The following is a 21018-nucleotide window of genomic DNA, read 5'->3' on the forward strand; positions in this document are numbered from 1 at the left end:
AATCCACACTATTTAATATTCCAATAATCTCCGGGCAGCCTCGTATATCTTGGCCTCATCCGGCAAAATTTCCTTTTCCAAAATCGGATTAAAACCGACAGGAGTAAAAGTAGAACCGACACGCTGCACCGGTCCATCGAGATAGCGGAACATCTCTCCACTAATCATAGCAGCAAGCTCCGCACCAAAACCGGAGAATACTTTATCTTCATGAACCACCAATGCCTTGCTCGTTTTCTTGACCGATTCGAATATCGCCTCTTTATCCAACGGAATCAAGGAGCGAATATCAATGACTTCCACTTTCCAGCCACCTTCTTTTTCCAATCGTTCTGCTGCGTGCAGACAGAAATGGGTGGTATTGCCATAGGTAATAATGCTTAAATCTGATCCCTCACGACGAATACGTGCTTTTCCGAAAGGTACTTCAAAATCTTCCGGCACTACTGCCGCTGCTTCTACCGAATTATACAATGCTTTCGGTTCAAGGAACAGCGTGAAGCCTTTGGATCGCATACTGGTACGAAGTAATCCGGCAGCATCATCCGCAAAAGACGGGCAGACAATACGTGCCCCCGGTAAAGTGGTCAAAGCTCCCTCCAGGTTTTGAGAATGATACAAGCCTCCACCGATATAGCCACCGGAAGCCAGACGCAGAGTTATATTCGGAGCGAATTTCCCATTGCTACGCCAGTACTCATGTGTACACTCCACATATTGTTCTACGGCAGGCCAGAAATAATCGGCAAACTCCGCTCCCTCAATCACCACATGAATTTTAGGATCAAAGCGACTCATTCCATTGGCGGTGCCTACAATATAATCTTCCGCAATCGGTGCACTGAATACACGGGCTTCGCCGAATTCCTGCTGCATACCTTTGGTTACATTAAACACGCCTCCTTTTTCCCTGTTTGCCACATCCTGTCCCCAAATAAAGGTATCGGGATTATAGCGGAATTCAGCTTTCAATGTTTCATTAATGGCATTGACCAGAAAAGTCTTCTCCCCTTCCGCCTCATGTGTACCATCTTTATATTTCTGTGGCTGATAAGGTTCGGGCATTACAAAATCATAAATGCTTTTAGGATCGGGATCGGGAGCAGCCAAAGCCTTCCGGTTGGCAGCAGACAATTCTTTCTTTGCATCAGCTTCTATTTGTTGCAGTTCTTCCTCGGTCAGACGTTTATAACGCAGCAGCATCCGGCGGAACTTCATCAAGGGATCAGCATCTTTCACATATTCCAATTCATTCTCATCCCGATACAAGGTGTGTTTATCTGAATTGGAGTGCGAACCGATCCGGACACAATTCGCCTGCACAATAACCGGATTACGGGTACTGATAGCATATTCCCGCGCTTCGGTCATAGCATTCATCGAATCGAATACATCCTTTCCGTTACAATAGATAATCTTCAGGTTCTTGAAGCCCGAGAAGTTTTCGGCTACTTTACGGTTGGCAGTCTGTTCCGATTTGGGTACGGAAATACCATACCCATTATCTTGTATTACAAAAATCACCGGAAGACGTTCGAGGCTGGCACCATTGATAGCTTCGTAAACGAATCCTTCGGAAGTAGCCGACTCTCCGTGAGAAGTGATAGCTACGCCTTTATGTCCATAATATACCATTGCTCTGGCCACACCTGCTGCGTGAAGGTCGTGTGTACCAGTAGCAGAGGAGATGTTTTCAATGTGCCATTCCGGTTTGGCGAAATGGTTCGACATGTGACGTCCTCCGCTACCCGGGTCCGTTGCTTTGGAAATACCGTTCAGGATAACTTCTTCAGCGGTCATTCCGGCGGAAAGCACGGTTAACATATCCCGGTAGTATGGGAACAGGAAATCTTCACCGAGGGTGAATACCTGACCGACAGCAAGTTGAATACCATCATGCCCTGCATAGGGAGCATGATAAGACCAACCCAAAGATTGCAACAGGTAAGACGGTGCCTTTTTCGTCCAAGGCACGCCCCAATGTCATCAGATGATACCACTTTTTCAGGGTTTCTACATCTGTAGTTTTTATATCATATTTCTTTTTCATGAGTAATGAAGTTCTTAATGAATGAAACAATCAGTTATCAGCCTTTCCAATTTTCGAGATAGTCGGCTATAAAATGCAGGAAGTTACCTCCCAACATTCCATCTACTACCCGATGATCGTAGGACAAAGACAAGTACATTTTATGCCGGATTGCAATCGTATCACCCTCCGGAGTTTCTACAACAGCAGGTTTCTTCTCAATATATCCTACTCCCAGGATAGCTACTTGCGGCTGATTAATGATTGGCGTACCGAACAGGCTCTTGAATGTACCAAAATTGGTTATCGTAAATGTACCCCCATCAATATCTTCCGGCATTAATTTGTTATCCCTTGCTTTCAAGGCCAGAGAATCGATGGCAACAGCCAACCCGTTCAGATTCAGATGATCGGCATCATGCACCACAGGAACAATCAGATTTCCATCATTCAAAGAGACGGCAATACCGACATTAATATGCTTTTTGAAAAGAATATTGTATCCATCTACCGATACATTCACCTGTGGATAGGCAGCCAATGCTTTTGCCACGGCTTCCGTTATCACAGGCATATAAGTCAGTCTCACTCCTTCGCGACGGAAGAAAGCGTCTTTATTCTTTTCACGCCAACGTACCAATTTGGTAACGTCTACTTCTACTACATTGGTCACGTGAGGAGATACTTTCTTAGACATAACCATGTGGTCGGCAATAATCCGGCGGACACGATCCATCTCTTTTACTTCGACTCCAGGCATTGCTACAGGAGCAACCTTCGGACTTGCCTGTTCAGAAGAAACAGCAACTGATGTTTTGCTTGCGGCCGGGGCAGCAACAACAGATGCCGGCTTCGGTTCAACACTACCTCCTCTTTTCTTCTTTTCAATATAATCTTTTATATCTTTCTTACTCAATCGCCCTTCATAACCAGTTCCTTGTATAGCATCCAGCTCTTCTTTCGGAATTTTAGCTTCCCGCGCCAACTGAATCACAACAGGAGAGTACCAACGTTCTTCCTCTGCAACAACAGGTTTCGATGCAGTATTCGCTGATTCGTTTTTAGCAGTTTCCGCTGATGATGGTGATGTTTCAGAAACATTTGCAGCAACCTGACCAGCATCGGCTTCCTCTCTTACAACTCCTTCGCTTACCGGCTCCGTTCCTGAAGATTCTTCTCCATCCAAATCAATTATAGCGACTACTGTTCCTACAGCAACCGTATCGCCCTCCTTATATAAAATCTCCACCACTTTTCCCGCTACGGGAGAAGGGATCTCCGCACTTACTTTGGCAGTATTCACTTCAAAAAGCACATCGTCTTCCTGAATCATATCACCTACCTTTACAGACCAAGAGACGATTGTCCCTTCGGTTATACTCTCGCCCAACTTAGGCATTTTTATTTCGAATTTTGACATAGACAGTAAATTTATTATTCAACCTTGATATATTACAACAACGGGCTGAAATAGAAAGTTTTAAGTTAAGTAAATTTTAACCGGATGCTGACAAAGCCAGCCCGGACATCAACGACTATATATCCACTCTTTCTGAATATATTTCCCTTCCCGGAGCTGATTAACAGCCTCTATTTCCTTCCCGGTAAAAGCACTGACAGATTGGGACTTACTGAAATACTGAAAAGCCTTCTCTTTAAAATCAGTTACAGTTCCCTCCGGTAAATAACTCCGAATATTGGTTACCTCACTCCGAACGGAAGGAACGGCATATACTGACGATAAAGTTTCATCATCAACCATCGGTTCCGGATTCAAAGCTTTATGCAATGCTGTCAGATCCGTATCATACAATAAAGTGCAATGATACAACACCCGATTCTTATGTACGCATTGCGCACTCCCTGATATTTTCAATCCATTCAGATAAATCCCCAGTCGTTCGCCTCCTTTTGCCATCAGGCCTATAGAGTTCAGGAAATCCAATGTCCGTTGCAAGTACGTAACAAATTCCGGCAATCGGGGAGCCGTTTCTATAAAAGTCAGATTGATATTGCCCAAATCATGGTACACCGCTCCCCCACCCGAAAAACGACGGGCAATATGTACTTGTTCCTGTTCCGCCCATTTCTTATCGACTTCCGACCGCAACCGCTGATGCTTACCTATTACCACAGAAGGAGTATCCTGCCAAAGCATGAAAATATTTTCATTTCCCTGCTTCAACAGATACTCTTCTGCTGCCAAGTGAAAGTAAATATCAGTAAACGGACTATAGATACATCGAATCATAGATCAAGCGGAATAAGAGTTAAAACATAATTTCGTGATAAATCTCTCCAACCGTAGGATGTGGAAACACAGTCTTCTGGAATTCCTCCACCGTGTACCCTCTCTGAATAGCAATACCTGCTATCACAATAAGTTCTGATGCCGGATTTCCCAACATGTGACAACCGATAATCTTCCCATCTTCATCCTGAATCAGCTTACAGAGTCCGTTTCCCTGTTCATTCTCCGCAACGAACCGTCCGGAATAAGCCATCGGTAATTTTGAAACACGGTAAGGAACTCCTGATTTTACCAGTTCTTCTTCCGTCTTTCCCACTCCCGCCACTTCAGGGTTGGTATAAACGACTCCCGGAACACAATCGTAATTCATCCGGTCTTCCACTCCTAAAATATGATTGATGGCGACTTCCGCTTCACGGATAGCAGTATGCGCCAATAAAGAGTAGCCTGTAATATCACCACACGCATATACACGAGGATGTGAAGTCAACAGATGTTCGTCTACTTTCACTCCATTCCGATGCAGTTCTATATTCAGCTTGTCCAGTCCTACCTTGGATAGATTTGCCTTACGTCCTACACTAAGCAAGATCTTCTCCGCTTCAATAGTAGACGTCTTGCCTTCTTTTTCTATCACAACTCCATGAGGATTTACTTCCACCACTTTCGTATTCAAATAGAAAGTGACTCCCCGTTTGGCATATTCGGCACGAAGCATACCACTGGTTTCCTTATCCATCGCTCCCAGAATCTCCGGCATCATTTCTACCACATGTACTTTCACGCCCATACTGTTGAAGAAAGAAGCAAACTCCATCCCGATCACTCCGCCACCAATAATGACCAGTGTCTTAGGGAGTTCCTTTATCTCCAAGGCCTCCTTGGAAGTCCAATAGCTGATTTCTGACAGCCCCGGTATGGGAGGAATCACTGTATCAGAGCCGGTACATACCAGCAAATATTTCACGGAATAGGTTTCTCCGTCACAAGTGATTTGTATTTTCCCCTCTTTCTCTCCTTCTATCAGAGCTTCCTTTTCTATAATAGTCACTCCGTAAGAACTCACAGTCATCTTCACACCGCCCGTCAACATTTTTACTGTTTTATCTTTACGGCTCATAATCTTGGATAAATCGAACGAAGGAGATTCGGCAGAAACGCCGTATTTGGAAGCACTCTTGATGCTATCCAGTATTTTAGCAGAATATAACAAAGTTTTAGTAGGAATACACCCCTCATTGAGACATACTCCCCCCATTGCCTTTTTCTCAAAAAGAACGGCCTTTAATCCGTTGGCCCCTGCCCGTTCGGCAGCTGTGTACCCGGCCGGACCACCACCAATAATAGCTATATCAAAGTTCATAATCGTTTTTTTTAGTAATAATACGATTATAACAAATATGAGAAGAGATAAGTTGTAGGGAAAAGAAATACCCGTTACTTAATTGTCAGCTTTTTAAGTTCCTCTAACGAGCCATTGAACACATTCAAATCTACGTCTTCTTTAATGCCGGGGACACTTCCTACATCCGTATGTTGCCAAAAGTGCCATTTTCCCTGATACCGCACAGAGTCCACATAATAATGGGCAATCCAGTAAGGGTATGCATTGAAGATAGAGTCGTCCAGATAACGGGTTTTAAATTTATAAGAGGTATAAAGAATAGGCTTCACTCCATAATGAGATTCCACCCGGTCGAGCCAGCGTTTGATGCCTTGCTGTAATTCCTTTTTTTCCTTCCGCCCGGTCACTTCTACATCAAGTACGGGAGGTAAATCACCGGAAACAAGTTTTACCGTGCGAATAAAGAAGTCCGCCTGTTTCAAAGCATCCGTGCTTGGAATATAAAAATGATAAGCGCCACGGATAAATCCATGATTACGGGCATTGGCAAAATTTGCCTCAAATGTGGTATCGTTATGATCTCCTCCTTCTGTTGCCTTCATAAAGACAAAATGCAAAGGAGTAGCCGTCTCTTTATTCTGCAACAGCTTCTTCCAGTCAATCTTTCCCTGATAGTGAGAAATGTCAATACCATGAATATCATATCCGTCAGGGATGCAGACACCATATTCCTTTAAGCCATGGCAAGGTTTCCATCGATAAGCATAAGGGCGGATAAAGAAATAATAGAAAGCGACGGAGAAACAACCGACAATTATCACTGCCAGAATATTACGAAGCCAGGTAGGCATCACAGTTCGATGCTTCACCTGTTCCTTTTTTGAGGTACGGGAAGTCTTGGAAGAAGAAGTCGTTCCCTTTCTTTTGGTAGTGGAAACAGTTCTTTTCTTCTGTACGGCAGACATCGGGTTGTTGCGTTGCGGCATTTACTTTAAACGATCAATGTTTTTAGAGATAGGCACGGATTACACGGAATACAGGGTTATAAGAAATAACTAAAAACCGTATTAATCCGCGTAATCCGTGCCTGAAAGAACCCTTCATTGCAGCTGTTGTATTAACAACTACTTTGAAGTGTATTTATTTAGCTTGTTCCAGTTGCAAAGTCTTAGTTGCCTGGTCGCAAACTTCTGTAGGACCGAAGTATTGGATCGGACCCGGATATACATAATCCGTTTCGATAGCCCAACGTTCGCGTTGTGAAGCAAATGCTTTGAAAGGAGCACCATCCAGTTTTACCAATGCTTTCTGGATAACCGGCTTCATTTCACCGTGACGACGTTCCATGTTCATCATCATAGTAATAGGCACACCACCAGCAATCCATTCAGCAGCAGGAGCTGTTGTGTTACGTACAGAAGACATATAACCAGTCTTACCGTTAGCAATCAACATAGAAGCTGTGTAACCCAAAGAGTAGCAATAGTCAGCGTCAAAGTTTGACGGAGCAGCACAACGTCCTTCATAACCGAAGAAGTGGTGTTGAGCAGCAAATTTACCAACATACTTGCCTTCTTCTTTCCATGCAGCCAACTTAGTAGCTACCATTTCAGACAACAGTTTTTCAGTTTCGATCAATGAAACCTGAACGTTTCCGTGCGGGTCACGATCCAAAGTCAACTGACGGGCAACACCTTCCGGCAGACTAGCATAAATAGCAGAGTTTTCCGGAGAAAGTTTGCGGATGATATAATCACGTTGGTGAGATTTCTTAATCTGACCGAATTCTTCAGCATTAGCAGCCAGGAAGTCATTCAATTCAGCAATCAGACGTTTCATGGCAGGAATGAACTCTACCAATCCTTCCGGAATCAAAACTGTACCGAAGTTGTGTCCTTGTGCTGCACGGTCTGCTACCACTTTAGCGATAGATGTCACCACATCGTCCAAAGACATATCTTTTGCTTCCACTTCTTCTGAAATGATACATACGTTAGGCTGTACCTGCAAAGCACATTCCAGTGCGATGTGAGAAGCCGAACGACCCATCAATTTGATGAAGTGCCAGTATTTACGTGCAGAGTTACAGTCACGTTGGATGTTACCGATTACTTCAGCATAAGTCTTACAAGCTGTATCGAAACCGAAAGAAGTTTCAATCATATCGTTCTTCAAGTCACCGTCGATTGTTTTCGGGCAACCGATTACCTGTACACCATACTTCTTAGCAGCATAGTATTCAGCCAATACACAAGCATTTGTGTTAGAATCGTCACCACCAATGATAACCAGTGCCTTGATACCTAATTCTTTAATGATTTCATACCCCTTTTCAAACTGGCTTTCAGCTTCCAGTTTCGTACGTCCTGAACCGATGATATCGAAACCACCTGTGTTACGGTATTCGTCGATGATATCAGCAGTCAGTTCCATATAGTTGTGATCTACCAGACCACCAGGACCCAGGATAAAACCATATAATTTGTTTTCCGGGTTCAATTTCTTGATACCATCGAACAAACCGGAGATTACATTGTGTCCGCCCGGAGCCTGACCACCGGAAAGAATTACACCTACGTTCATAGCGGGAAGAGCAACAGCTTCACCAGCTTCGAATGTAATCAACGGCATTCCATACGTGTTCGGGAATAATGCTTTGATAGCTTCCTGATCGGCTACAGATTGAGTAGCAGCACCTGCTACAGCCTTAACAGCTCCTGATGCCAATGCTTTCGGAAGTTTGGGCTGGTAAGCAGCCCTTGCGATTTGCAATGCACTTTTAGTCATTTTCTTTAATTTTTTATTTAAAGGTGTTAGTAAGTTTCTTGTCAAACTTGAAAAGCGTTGCAAATTTCGCATTTTTTTCCGAATTATAAAAATTCTTCTTCTGTTGTTTTTAAGACAAAAGAAAGAAGAAAGAAAAATTAAGGCTATCTCCCGACGTAGGAGATAGCCTTTACGTTTTCTTCAGCGAGCTAATTTATAATATAATTCTAGGGATTCTGCTCCCAGCCTCCGCCAAGAGCCTTATAAAGTTGAACCACCGCAATCAACTCGTCACGAATGGCATTACTCAATCCGATTTGGGCATCAAAGTATCCACGTTGGGCATCCAACACATCCAGATAGTTGATGACTCCATTGATGTACTGTAATTGTGCCAGGTCCATGTAGCTCTTGGCCGAACGTTCCAGATTGGCACGAAGTTCGTACACTTCCTTAATCTTGTTGAAGTTGACAATCGCATTACGTGTTTCCTTGAAAGCTTCCAGTACGGATTTCTCATAACTATGTACTTCAGCCTCATAAGCAGCCTTCCTCGCTTTCAATGCCGCACGGTTCTTTCCCCAACCAAAGATAGGAGTTAATAAAGCTCCTTCCATCACTGCATAGGGAGATTTTAGAAGTTCCGACAAAGAAGTACTTTCACTACCGAAACCGCCTGTCAGGGCAAGACGTGGGAACATATTCGTATAGGCCACTCCTACTTTTGCATTGGCAGCAATCAATTTCTGCTCTGCCTGACGAATGTCGGGACGGCGTTCCAACAAAGTAGACGGCAACCCTACAGGAAGTGTTTCCGGAGAATTAAACTCCTGAAGCAAACGGGAACGGGCTATCTTATTAGGATATTCACCCGCAAGATAAGCAATATCGTTCTCTTTCAGGGAGATTTTACGTTCCAAGTCAGGAACCAAAGTGGCCGTACGTGCCAACTCCACTTGTGCCTGTCGATAGGAAGTCTCGGAAGTCAATCCACCGGCAAACCGGATACGCGCCAGGCGCACCCCTTCTTCACGGGCTTTCAATGTCTGTTTGACAATATCAAGCTCTGTATCCAAAGCTACCAGTTCATAGTAAGCCTGTGCCACTTCAGCCACAATCGTCATCTGCAATGCACGTTGTGCTTCAATAGATTGCAGATACTCGGCAATGCTGGCCGAACGCGCCCAACGCAGATTTCCCCAAAGATCGACTTCCCACGAAACGAGGAATTGTGCTTCAAAGGTATCCGATCTCTTGAAAGCATCTCCTCCATGATTCTCGAGTTCGCGTTCCCCTGTCACTTTTCCTTTAATATCCGGAAGCAATGCAGCCGTAGAAATTCGTTTCTGCGCAGCCATTTCTTTCACACGGGCAGCAGCAATCAGCATATCTTTATTATGATCCAATGCACGCTCTATCAGACTTCTCAATGTAGCATCTGTATAAATATCCCTCCAGTCCTGGTCACCGAAGCTAACCGAATCCTGTGATCTTTCCAAGCTGTCGGGTAAATGAAGATCAGGACGGACATAGCTTTTCCCTACCTTGCAGGAAGTCAGTACTCCGGCAAGTAACAGGATAGCAATATATAGTTTCTTTCGTTTCATTATTTCTTATGTTTTAAGATTTTCGACTTTGTTTTATACACCATCACAAAGAAGAACGGCACAAGAATGATACCAAATACGATGGCAAATATCATTCCGAAAAATACACCTGTACCGATTGCCTGCCGGCTTGCCGAACCCGGACCACTTGCCAGTACCATCGGAAGCATACCGAGCACAAAGGCAAGAGAGGTCATCAGAATCGGACGGAAACGCAATTTGGCTGCGTATATGGCCGATTGCACCAAGTCTTCACCTTTATCTACCTGCACCTTTGCGAACTCTACAATCAAAATTGCATTCTTAGCGGCAAGTCCGACCAACATAACCAAGCCAATCTGGAAATAGACATCGTTTTCCAATCCGCAAACCCATACTCCCAAATAGGCTCCCAAAGCAGCCACAGGTAAAGAAAGCAACACAGCAATAGGCACTGTCCAACTTTCGTATTGTGCAGCAAGGAAGAGGAAAACGAACAAGAATACCAGTGCCATCACCATACCCGTCTGACCTCCCGCCTGCTTCTCCTGATAGGAAAGGCCGCTCCATTCCAGTCCGATATTATCGGGAAGATGATCGCGGGCAATCTGTTCCATGATCTCCATCGCCTGTCCGGAACTATATCCTTGCGCAGCTGCTCCACGAATAACGGCCGTAGTAAACATATTGAAACGTTTGATACTTCCCGGTCCTGTGGTATATGATGCATTTCCCAGAGAAGTCAATGGTACCATCGCTCCATTGGAGGCTTTCACAAAAAACAAATTAATATTGTCTTTGTGTTCGCGATAAGGAGCTTCTGCCTGAATATAAACCTTATATATACGGTTGAACATATTAAAGTCGTTCACATAAACCGAACCGGTATAAGCCTTCATGGTAGAAAACACATCAGCCAAAGGTACACCCAGCATCTTCACTTTGTCTCGATCCACATCAAAATAGAGTTGTGGGATTTCCGACTGCAAAGAAGATGACAAGCCCGCCAACTCTTTGCGTTTGGATGCGTAGTACATTAATGTATCTGTCGCGTCTACCAAATTATCAAAAGTGGCTTCTCCACGAGCTTCCAGCTGCATCTCAAAACCTCCCGAACTACCGAGCCCCGGAATAACCGGAGGAGTGGACAGATAGACTTTACATTCCGGATATTCCTCAAGATGTTTCTCTACCGTATGCATGATCTTCTCAATAGTGGTACTCTTCCGTTCCTCCCAAGGTTTCAGGATCACCGTCAGTTCTGCACGTCCCTGGTTACTTCCGACACGAGGACTACTTCCCGTTACATTCTGTATATACTCAATGTACGGGTTCTTTTCCAGATAAGCAATGGCACGCTCTGTCACGATACGGGTACGTTCCAGAGTAGCCCCTTCCGGCAGTTCCAATTCAATCTTGAAATATCCCTGATCTTCCACAGGTAAGAAACTGGTCGGAATAATGCGATGAATCAACATGATAGCAATCAACACCATACCAAAAGCACTCAAAACTCGACGAGGATGCTTAATTGTACGAGTTACGGCAGCTACATACTTATTACTACCGATACCCAGCCATTCATTAATCTTCCGGAAAACGATATTCTTTTTCTTCCCGCTATCCGGTTTCAGAATCAGCGAACACATCACCGGACTCAATGTCAGAGCCACGACCGTAGAAATAAGCACGGATACTACAATTGTCACCGTAAACTGGCGATACAACTGTCCTGTAATCCCACTTAAAAAGCTAACCGGGACGAACACAGCCGCCAATACCAGCGAAGTGGCAATCAAAGCACTGGCAAGTCCGTTCATCGCTTTTTTCGTAGCTTCATAAGGACTTAGGTGCTCCGTTTCCATGATATGTTCCACACCTTCCACCACCACAATCGCATCATCCACCACAATACCGATCGCAAGGATCAATCCGAGCAATGTCAGGATATTCAATGAGAAACCGAAAATCAACATGAATCCGAAAGTACCGATCAATGAAATAGGCACCGCCACTACCGGAATCAACGTTGCACGCCAGCTCTGCAAGGATAAATAAACTACCAGAACCACCAATACCAACGCTTCAAACAACGTCTTATATACTTCATGGATAGATTCGGAAATATAAGTCGTCATATCGAACGGAATCTCATAGCTCAATCCCTCCGGAAAGTTCTTACTAATCTCATCCATTGCCTCTTTTACTCTCTCGGCCACTTCCATCGCATTAGCACCCGGTAACATATAAATACCAAGCACGGCAGCATTTTCACCGTTGATACCACTCTCTGTATTATACGAAGAAGCTTCCAGCGATACACGTGCCACATCTTTCAATCGAATGATAGAACCATTCGCATTGGCACGTACTACGATATCTTCAAATTGTCCTACAGTGGAAAGACGTCCCTGTGTCGTGATAGGAATCGTGATATCCAATCCTTGTACAGGCTGTTGTCCCAGCACACCCGCTGCTGATTCACGATTCTGATCTTTCAATGCATTCTGCAAATCCTGTACGGTCAGTCCGAAGTTTGCCAGCTTATCCGGCTGCGCCCATATCTGCATGGCATAATAACGGCTACCGATATTGGATACACGTCCCACTCCGGGAATACGGCGAATCACATCGAGCACATTGATGGTAGCAAAGTTACTCAAGTAAATCTCATCGAACTTTGGGTCGGTAGAAGTCAAACAAAGCGTCATCAACTGACTGGGAGCCTGTTTTTCTACCGAAATACCATTCTGAATCACTTCCGCCGGCAAACGGGATTCTGCCAGTTTCACACGATTCTGAATCTCAACAGCTGCCAAATCCGGATCAGCAGATACATCAAAAGTAACTGTTGCCGAAAAACCTCCGGAGTTAGAACTATTTGATTCCATATAAAGCATCCCCGGAGTACCATTGATTTCCTGCTCAATCGGGGTAGCTACTGCCTGTGATACAGTAAGTGCACTCGCACCCGGATAAGAAGCACTAATCTTCACCACCGGAGGAGTAATCTGCGGGTATTGATCCACCGGAAGCATCGTCAGACCAATAATACCGACAATCACAATCACGATGGAGATTACAGCCGAAAAGACCGGCCTATCTATAAAAAAAGTAACTTTCATCGTTTATTCTCCTTTCGCGTTATCCTTCGTTCCGGTAACATTTTCTTTCGCCCCGGCCACTTCATTTTTTGTCGCAGTTATACTATCCTGGGCTTCTGCATCCGGTTGGCTCACCCGTACTTTCATACCCGGAGTCAACTTATGGAACCCTTCTACAACTACCATTTCTCCTTCTGCCAATCCTCTTTCTACCACCACATTATTCCCGACTTCCGGTCCTAATTCGATAAAACGTTTCTCTACTGCATTATCCCTGCGCATGGTATAAATATATGCTCCACCCTTTTCGATGGTAACGGCTTTCATTGGAACAACGAGTGCTCCTTCACGAACATCCAGCAACAATTTCACCTTTGTAAACTGTCCCGGCAACAATACTTGTTTCGGATTAGGCATTTCTGCACGTACAGAGAAAGTGCCGGTTTGAGGATCCACCTGGGGTTCGGCAAAATCCACGTATCCTTTGAATGGATAGACTGTGTTATCTGCCAATGTTATGGTAATATTGGGCTGCCAGGAACGGGTAGAATCCTGCTGTCCCAAATTAATATTTCTTTCTTTACTCTTCAGATAATCGAGTGCCGTCATACTAAAATCAACCAACACCGTATCACTCTTCACAATAGTAGCAAGCAATGATTTTCCCCCGGGTCCCACTAACGTACCCAAATCCACATTTCTTTCACTAATGTGTCCCGACAAAGGCGAACGGACAATGGTGTAGCCCAGCTCCAATTCAGCCTGTGCCAAATCCGCCTCACTCATGGCTACCGTTGCCGCAGCACTTTCATAAGCAGCTTCCGCATTATCCAAATCCAACTGGCTTGCAGCATTCTGCTCAAACAACGGACGGATACGTTTTAAATCACGCTCCGCCTTCAAAGCCTGCGCTTCGTCTTTTTTCAACTGCGCTCTGGCCTTATCAGCTTTGGCACGATACCGGTCCTGATTAATGACAAACAAAACCTGATTCTTATTGACATATGTACCTTCGGCAAAAAGCATATTTTCCAGATAGCCTTCCACCCGGGCACGGACTTCGACGAACTGTTGGGCACGAATACGCCCTACATACTCCCCGTATATCTCTACATCATCTTTCACTACCGGTTCTACAATGACTGTCGGCATTTCCGGCGCAGCCTTCTGAGGTCGGGTCAGTATCCAATACACACCCAACACAAGTACCACACATATAATAGCAGCAATGGTTCTCTTTCTCCTCAGTTTCAACTCATGTTTCGAAAAGAATAATCTCATATCGAATCTTATTATTTAATTTAACTTATGTTTGTTCTATACTCTTTCTTGCAATTAGTATGCCAAAATTCATTACACCTATTATTTACTGGTATTCAGTCTATTATATTTTGCCTTAAGAAATGTAGAAATGTAGAATCCACCAGATAAAATGTAGAAATTATCCACATTTCCGACTTTTGGAACATTTTTTTTAATTCCCATTTCAACAACTAAACAAATTATGCTCTACATTTGTATTATATTAAACATCAATACTAGACCATGTCCTAATGAAAAAACAAATCTTTTCAACATTAGTTTTATCAATTGGCATCTTATTGCCTTTTTCTTTGCATTCTCAGGAACAAAGAAAAAAGGTAGGTGTCGTTCTAAGCGGCGGCGGTGCTAAAGGAATGGCACACATCAAAGCACTGCAAGTGATCGAAGAAGCCGGAATTCCTATTGATTATATAGCCGGCACCAGCATGGGAGCTATCGTAGGCGGTCTTTATGCCATCGGTTATACTCCGGAACAATTGGATAGCATGGTACGAAAACAAGATTGGACATTCCTATTGAGTGACCGTATCAAAAGAAGTGCCATGTCATTAACAGATCGTGAGCGATCTGAAAAATATACAGTCTCTATTCCTTTCACCAAAACTCCCAAAGATGCCGCTACCGGAGGAATCATGAAAGGACAGAATCTGGCTAATCTATTTTCAGACCTTACCGTAGGGTATCATGACTCTATCGACTTTAATAAACTTCCCATTCCTTTTGCCTGTGTAGCAGCCAATGTTGTTAATGGAGAACAAATTGTATTCCATGACGGAATACTCTCTACTGCCATGCGTGCCAGTATGGCTATCCCCGGTGTATTTACTCCGGTACGGCAAGACAGTATGGTATTAGTGGACGGTGGCATTGTAAACAACTATCCGGCAGATGTTGTGAAAGCCATGGGGGCCGATATTATTATCGGAGTAGACGTACAGAATGCTCTGAAGAAGGCTGACAAGCTCAATAGCGTCCCCGACATTCTGGGACAAATTGTAGATATCACCTGTCAGTCTAACCATGAAAAAAATGTAGATCTCACAGATACCTATATCCGTGTCAATGTAGATGGATATTCATCCGCCAGTTTTACTCCAGCCGCCATTGATACCCTGATGCGTAGAGGCGAAGAAGCAGCAAAAGCCCAATGGGGTTCATTGCTTGCTTTGAAAAAGAAAATAGGAATAGCCGAAGATTATACCCCGAAACAACATGGTCCTTATTCTTCTCTTTCTAATGCGCGTACGGTTTATGTGACGGACATCTCATTTTCCGGTGTAGAGGTGGATGATAAAAAATGGTTGATGAAGAAATGTAATCTGAAAGAAAACAGCGATATTTCCACTCAACAAATAGAACAGGCCCTGTATCAGTTACGTGGCAGTCAGTCCTACTCCAGTGCCAGTTATACGTTGAAAGAGACACCTGAAGGTTATCACCTCAACTTCCTGTTACAGGAAAAATATGAAAGAAGAATCAACCTGGGCATCCGTTTCGATTCGGAAGAGATCGCATCTTTGTTGGTCAATGCAACAGCAGACCTCAAAACTCGTATTCCTTCCCGCCTGGCTCTTACCGGTCGGTTGGGTAAACGATATGCTGCCCGCATAGACTATACGCTGGAACCAATGCAACAGCGTAATTTCAACTTCTCGTATATGTTCCAATACAATGATATCAATATTTACGAGGAAGGCGACCGTGCCTATAATACAACTTACAAATATCATCTGGCCGAATTCGGCTTCTCTGATGTATGGTACAAGAATTTCCGTTTCGGACTCGGTCTTCGTTTTGAATATTACAAATACAAAGATTTCTTGTTCAAGAAACCTGAAATTTCCGACCTGAAAGTAGAATCCGAACACTTTCTAAGTTATTTTGCCCAAGTGCAATATAATACCTATGATAAAGGACGTTTCCCTTCTAAAGGAAGTGACTTCAGAGCCGCCTATTCACTCTATACGGATAATATGGCACAATACAACGAACACGCTCCATTTTCAGCACTGAATGCTTCGTGGGCAAGCGTCATTCCTGTAACCCGCCGTTTCTCTATCATTCCTTCCATTTATGGACGTATCCTGATCGGAAGAGATTTTCCCTACCCGCTGCAAAATGCCATTGGCGGTGACGTACCTGGTTTCTATATTCCACAGCAATTACCATTTGCCGGGGTTACCAATCTGGAATTGATGGATAACACCATTATGATTGCATCTATTAAGTTCAGACAACGCATGGGAGCCATTCATTATCTTACACTGACGGGTAACTACGGACTAACAGATAGTAATTTCTTCGATATATTGAAAGGCAAGCAATTATTCGGTATCAGTGCAGGCTATGGAATGGACAGTATCTTCGGGCCATTGGAAATATCATTGGGATATTCCAATCAGACGGACAAAGGAAGTTGCTTTGTGAATTTAGGGTATTACTTCTAATGTAATACAGTATTTTCGAAAAGCAAAAGAGGAGACCGCTTCACAGTGACCTCCTCCTTCTATACTCTATATGAACATGCCCCAAAGGGTTTATTGGAAAAGGAGCATATTCAAAAGGGTTTTATCTTAAAATGAATAATTAAAAACTTATTATACTGCCATCAACTTGACAAACGGTATCAAAGTCATATCAACGATCTTCACAGACAGTTGATATTTGGGGAAATGTGCATCAAAATAAAATCTGATGCATGGGGCCAATTAGGTAAAGAAGTACCTCTGTACTTTTTTCTAATCGACTAAGGCAGGGATTCAATGCTACAAATGAATCTAAGCCCCTTACTATAAAACATCTTAGATACTACCACCCTTACCACCGCTATGTGTCGGATTATAAGTAACCGTTTTATATTGATGGTCCGTACCGGTATAACGAGTTGCTGTAATCGAAACAGACTTTGCAGTACCCTTAAACTTTACATTAGCCGTCAACGTGGTAGTACGGACTTTTGCATAGCAAGTATAACTCATGGTAGTATATCCGTTTACATTTACAGTGTTATAAACACGTTCAGTTTCCGTAATGCCAGATACCGATCCCATTAATGAGAACATACGAGTTTTCATAAAAGCAACCATTGCATTCACCGTTTTTGTATCTTCAGCACTAGCACCAGCTCCTAATTGCGATTTAACTTCAGCAACAAGACCAGCATCATTCTTATCATAGTCCCAACCAGACTTTTCCTTATATTTCAGTTCAATGCCAGCCACCGCTTTAGCATTCTCGCTATTATCACGACTAGCTTGTCCTAGAATATTAGTTGTCACAGTTTCATTACTAATCTTGCTATATACTTTATTCTCTATAGCATAAGCAGAGAAGTGATCGACTTCGGCTGTATATGCAGTGACAGCTCCACTTTCTGTAGTAGAAGATATATTTTTAATTACATTTCCATTATTATCTTTTGCATCCCCCCATTCTCCTGTATTTGGATTCTGATAAGTAAGTATCATATCAGCATCAGCGAATGTTATTCCAGGGATAGGATTAGGAATAGAAATCGTAACAGACTTCTTAAATTTCAAACCAGACGGTTCAAATTTAGCAGCAGCTAAAGGTATGCTTTTAGGTACATCTCTATTCACGTCCTCTGCCTTTACTTCAGTAGTTACTTCTTCAGGAGCAGGAACAAAGGTTGTCACACTAATGTTGACTTTACCATCTTCAACAATTCCTGCTTGTTGTTGAGATGCCTCAATTGCATCTTCCGGTATTGTCAGTTCGACTTTCACGAGCGGTTTATCCTCTACCACTTCTTCCGGAGCAACTTCTCCCGGCTTTTCAATTGCCTGATTCGATTCACTATTATCCTCTACTTTAGTTTCTCCTGTAGCCTCTATTGACACAGCAGTTTTCGGACTCTCCTTTGTCAAAGCCAGAGCTACCGTTACCACACTACGATTCTCTGCATTATTTGCAATGACAACTGACGTTTTCTGTGAAAGATATCCATTAGAAGACGCTTCAATACTATAAGTACCTGTAGCACTTTCTGTAACAGAGAACTTACCATTCGAGTCGGTTGTGTAATTTTTACTACCCACTTTTACCTTTGCCCCATCCATTGCTGCTCCTCCGGAAGTCACCGTCCCCATAATGTAATACTCTACAACCGGTTTCGGAGTTTCAACAACTTCCCCTTCTGCCGGTTTCGGATCGTCATCATCATCGTGACAGGCTACTGTCGCAAAAGTTAACATACCCAAGGCTATCGCCATGGCACCCACATAAAACCATTTTACACTTTTCATAATGTTCAAATTTGTTAAAAATACTAGTTTAAATATCAATCATGTTTCACTTCTCACTCGTTCTAATCAAATAATATCGAATATAATCCGGCTGCCAGAAGTGTGAATTCTCTGCCGACTTAGGTTCAACACTATAACTTTCGCCCAATGAACGATGAGCGTATTCATTCCCGCTACGCATATCATACTGAAAAGCAAAATATTCGGGAAGCATCACCCGTAGCAGATGTCGCCTGCGTTTCTTTCCCGGTAATGGAATAGAGAAATTAAACCCTGCATTCGTTGCTCCATCTGTGTACATACCATATATACCTACAATATATTCGCCGAAATAGCGTGAAAGAGTTCCGCGTACTCCATAATCTCCATAAATAAAGCGGGCCCCTTCTACTTTCACCAAGGTATTCACTTCCGGCACATAATATCCTACGCTAATCTGTCCATTGACTCTTTTCCACTTACTCATTTTCCAGTCACTGCCATAGAAATGGGAAGAACCGGTAATTCCTCCTCCACCTTCTACCGTCCACCTGCCGTTTGCTGAAAAATAGCCGATTCCTGCAGCAAGTCCCTGACGGTCATTAGAGAAACTACCGCCAGTGAGGTATCCTTTCCAATGGTTAGCCAAGCGAAAATCCTGACGCAAAGCCATGAATCCCAAGCGAACGCAGTTCCACTTACCATCTTCATTACTTACAATAGGCAAAGAAACCTGCATCCGTAGCGAAGCTCCTTTCCATAATTGCATTTCCAGGGCAGGTTGCAACTCGAGTGCCGCCTTATACAACTTATAAGTTACATTATTGACTAACATCACGTTGGGATATATCACAAAATCTACCTTACCGAAAGAACTTTCTTTTCGTTTTACACCTTTCAGCTGACGCACAGCAGTTCCGGTAGAAGTAGTCATCCCCATCTTACGATACACTTCATCCAACGTACATTCACCGGACTGACATTTTTGAATCAAATCTGCAGGGATAGTTATACATAATTGTGGTAGGGCATTATCTAATATAAGTAGCTGCAAAGTCGGTATTTCCGGTATAGCAACCAAATGGCGTATAGCAATACCGATTCCATTATAAATACCTCTATAGGCAGAGGTCTCAAAAGCCGCAGTTATCGTGTCCCTTTTCTCCACAACTGAAATATTCTCCATTTCCAATTCTTTCAGTGTCTCACTCACACGAACTGGCTGTGCCTGTAACAAAGAAATACCACAGAGAAAAACAGCAGTCACACTAACAATCCTTTTCATCTTCTTTTAATGTATTAATGTACATTCATACCGCAGACCAGCGGAAACACACGTAAATTCACGAGTAAACACATTGACGGACAAATGCTTCCAAAAGCGCATGGCAGCCCCCATATTCCATCTATGCGTATCATATTCCACCATCAATTTCAATTCTTTGCAAAAAGAAGGCGTGTAACGGACACCTCCGAAAGGTCCTTTATTAAATACCCGGCAATCGCCTTGATGAATATACCATCCGGCTGTGACAGCCAATTGATCTCCTGAACGAAATCCGATAGTCTTTGTCAACACACCATAATAAGCTCCCCAATATGGAGTCTTCTTCTCAGTCAAAAGATCATCTCCACCAATCACAACAGCCGGAAAATAGCGGCTTTCTTTTATTGGACGAATGCGAATCGTATTAGAACGGTCCTGATTATGATAACCCGTTCTGCCTGTGCCGGTTGTCATTTTGAGTAATGTCATCCGATAAGTGAATTCGATAAAAGAGAAAAGAGTCATATCTACAAAATAGTTCATGGTAGGGAAACTGAAAACCGATGGAGTAACCTGTTCTGGTAAGAAATTGACTCCTCCCGTAAATGTACCGGTCTCTTGCATTTCAGCGGTAGGTATCATCAACTGCCCCGTTGTTCCCATGGAATATTGCGCATGAATCAGACCGCTCATCGGAATGAGTATCAGAAATAGAATACTACCTTTTAACGAAATAAATGGCTTATTCCTAAAAGCCGCTTTAGTTTGTTTCATCTTTATTTGTATGTTATACTTTTAAATAGAGATATTCTCAAAACTTTTTTGATTAATCCACTATTTTTACCTTATATAATTCTGTTACTTCTTAGGTAACAGTAAACACACAATCGAGACCAACCGGAATGAGAACAGAGAAAAACATCGACAATTACAGTGAGAGAAGAGCTTTTGCCTTTAGCGAAGGGGAAAATTCTTTTTAAAACAGGACATATAAATCATTGGGCATGAAGATATAATTATTTCATGTTCGGATTTTTTTTTGCCGTATGCATCAGATAAAACGAAAAAAATGGGAGAATATTTGTTTGCTATTTTATATTTTT

The 21018-nt window shown here is 43.1% G+C and carries 12 protein-coding genes and 1 pseudogene; 1 reads left to right on the forward strand and 12 read right to left on the reverse strand.

Translation table 11 applies throughout. The annotated features are described in order from the left end of the window. Positions 1-12: 12 nt before the first annotated feature. The 9 genes and pseudogenes from HMPREF9010_RS15540 to HMPREF9010_RS15500 all read right to left on the reverse strand — a co-directional run bounded on the left by HMPREF9010_RS15540 (position 13) and on the right by HMPREF9010_RS15500 (position 14362). Positions 13-2050, reverse strand: a pseudogene (locus HMPREF9010_RS15540) (thiamine pyrophosphate-dependent enzyme). Positions 2051-2087: 37 nt separating this feature from the next. Further along, a complete protein-coding gene (locus tag HMPREF9010_RS15535; RefSeq protein WP_008648302.1) occupies positions 2088-3449 on the reverse strand; it encodes a dihydrolipoamide acetyltransferase family protein in 1362 nt (453 codons plus the stop codon). Between the two features lie 108 nt (positions 3450-3557). After that, complete coding sequence (locus HMPREF9010_RS15530; RefSeq protein WP_004309005.1) at positions 3558-4280, reverse strand: biotin/lipoate A/B protein ligase family protein; 723 nt, start codon at positions 4278-4280, stop codon at positions 3558-3560. A 19-nt stretch (positions 4281-4299) separates the two neighbouring features. Next, entirely contained in the window at positions 4300-5643 is a 1344-nt protein-coding gene (gene lpdA, locus HMPREF9010_RS15525) for a dihydrolipoyl dehydrogenase (protein WP_008648304.1), read from the reverse strand. Positions 5644-5717: 74 nt separating this feature from the next. Next, on the reverse strand, positions 5718-6611 hold the full coding sequence (locus HMPREF9010_RS15520; protein ID WP_004309007.1) for a glycoside hydrolase family 25 protein: 894 nt from the start codon (positions 6609-6611) through the stop codon (positions 5718-5720). A gap of 154 nt (positions 6612-6765) precedes the next feature. Further along, a complete protein-coding gene (locus HMPREF9010_RS15515) occupies positions 6766-8412 on the reverse strand; it encodes a diphosphate--fructose-6-phosphate 1-phosphotransferase (RefSeq protein WP_008648305.1) in 1647 nt (548 codons plus the stop codon). Positions 8413-8618: 206 nt separating this feature from the next. Then, entirely contained in the window at positions 8619-9998 is a 1380-nt protein-coding gene (locus HMPREF9010_RS15510) for an efflux transporter outer membrane subunit (protein WP_008648306.1), read from the reverse strand. Then, positions 9998-13102, reverse strand: a complete 3105-nt coding sequence (locus tag HMPREF9010_RS15505) for an efflux RND transporter permease subunit (protein ID WP_004297380.1) — start codon at positions 13100-13102, stop codon at positions 9998-10000. Before HMPREF9010_RS15505 ends, HMPREF9010_RS15510 begins: the two co-directional genes overlap by 1 nt. A gap of 3 nt (positions 13103-13105) precedes the next feature. Further along, positions 13106-14362 (reverse strand): efflux RND transporter periplasmic adaptor subunit, encoded by a 1257-nt coding sequence (locus tag HMPREF9010_RS15500; RefSeq protein WP_008648307.1) that lies wholly within the window; start codon positions 14360-14362, stop codon positions 13106-13108. A 272-nt stretch (positions 14363-14634) separates the two neighbouring features. Between HMPREF9010_RS15500 and HMPREF9010_RS15495 the strand changes: the two genes are divergently transcribed. Beyond that, entirely contained in the window at positions 14635-16851 is a 2217-nt protein-coding gene (locus tag HMPREF9010_RS15495; RefSeq protein ID WP_004297378.1) for a patatin-like phospholipase family protein, read from the forward strand. A 354-nt stretch (positions 16852-17205) separates the two neighbouring features. On the opposite strand, the gene HMPREF9010_RS15490 is transcribed toward HMPREF9010_RS15495, so the two are convergent. The 3 genes from HMPREF9010_RS15490 to HMPREF9010_RS15480 are packed head-to-tail and all read right to left on the reverse strand — an operon-like array spanning position 17206 to position 20689. Beyond that, the gene (locus tag HMPREF9010_RS15490) at positions 17206-18669 is read right to left on the reverse strand and encodes a carboxypeptidase-like regulatory domain-containing protein (RefSeq protein WP_004297377.1); all 1464 of its coding nucleotides are present in this window, start codon (positions 18667-18669) and stop codon (positions 17206-17208) included. Between the two features lie 46 nt (positions 18670-18715). Next, the gene (locus HMPREF9010_RS15485) at positions 18716-19933 is read right to left on the reverse strand and encodes a hypothetical protein (protein ID WP_004312016.1); all 1218 of its coding nucleotides are present in this window, start codon (positions 19931-19933) and stop codon (positions 18716-18718) included. A 6-nt stretch (positions 19934-19939) separates the two neighbouring features. Beyond that, positions 19940-20689, reverse strand: a complete 750-nt coding sequence (locus HMPREF9010_RS15480; RefSeq protein ID WP_004312017.1) for a YjbH domain-containing protein — start codon at positions 20687-20689, stop codon at positions 19940-19942. Between the last annotated feature and the right edge of the window lie 329 nt (positions 20690-21018).

The sequence above is a fragment of the Bacteroides sp. 3_1_23 genome, from assembly GCF_000162555.1.
Classification (GTDB): domain Bacteria; phylum Bacteroidota; class Bacteroidia; order Bacteroidales; family Bacteroidaceae; genus Bacteroides; species Bacteroides ovatus.

Bases quoted from the DNA above. Each gene is read 5' to 3' on its own strand.
- HMPREF9010_RS15485 (WP_004312016.1), bottom strand. From the start codon at position 19,933: ATGAAAAGGATTGTTAGTGTGACTGCTGTTTTTCTCTGTGGTATTTCT.
- HMPREF9010_RS15490 (WP_004297377.1), bottom strand. From the start codon at position 18,669: ATGAAAAGTGTAAAATGGTTTTATGTGGGTGCCATGGCGATAGCCTTG.
- HMPREF9010_RS15515 (WP_008648305.1), bottom strand. From the start codon at position 8,412: ATGACTAAAAGTGCATTGCAAATCGCAAGGGCTGCTTACCAGCCCAAA.
- HMPREF9010_RS15480 (WP_004312017.1), bottom strand. From the start codon at position 20,689: ATGAAACAAACTAAAGCGGCTTTTAGGAATAAGCCATTTATTTCGTTA.
- HMPREF9010_RS15500 (WP_008648307.1), bottom strand. From the start codon at position 14,362: ATGAGATTATTCTTTTCGAAACATGAGTTGAAACTGAGGAGAAAGAGA.
- HMPREF9010_RS15495 (WP_004297378.1), top strand. From the start codon at position 14,635: ATGAAAAAACAAATCTTTTCAACATTAGTTTTATCAATTGGCATCTTA.
- HMPREF9010_RS15530 (WP_004309005.1), bottom strand. From the start codon at position 4,280: ATGATTCGATGTATCTATAGTCCGTTTACTGATATTTACTTTCACTTG.
- HMPREF9010_RS15520 (WP_004309007.1), bottom strand. From the start codon at position 6,611: ATGCCGCAACGCAACAACCCGATGTCTGCCGTACAGAAGAAAAGAACT.
- HMPREF9010_RS15505 (WP_004297380.1), bottom strand. From the start codon at position 13,102: ATGAAAGTTACTTTTTTTATAGATAGGCCGGTCTTTTCGGCTGTAATC.
- HMPREF9010_RS15510 (WP_008648306.1), bottom strand. From the start codon at position 9,998: ATGAAACGAAAGAAACTATATATTGCTATCCTGTTACTTGCCGGAGTA.
- lpdA (WP_008648304.1), bottom strand. From the start codon at position 5,643: ATGAACTTTGATATAGCTATTATTGGTGGTGGTCCGGCCGGGTACACA.
- HMPREF9010_RS15535 (WP_008648302.1), bottom strand. From the start codon at position 3,449: ATGTCAAAATTCGAAATAAAAATGCCTAAGTTGGGCGAGAGTATAACC.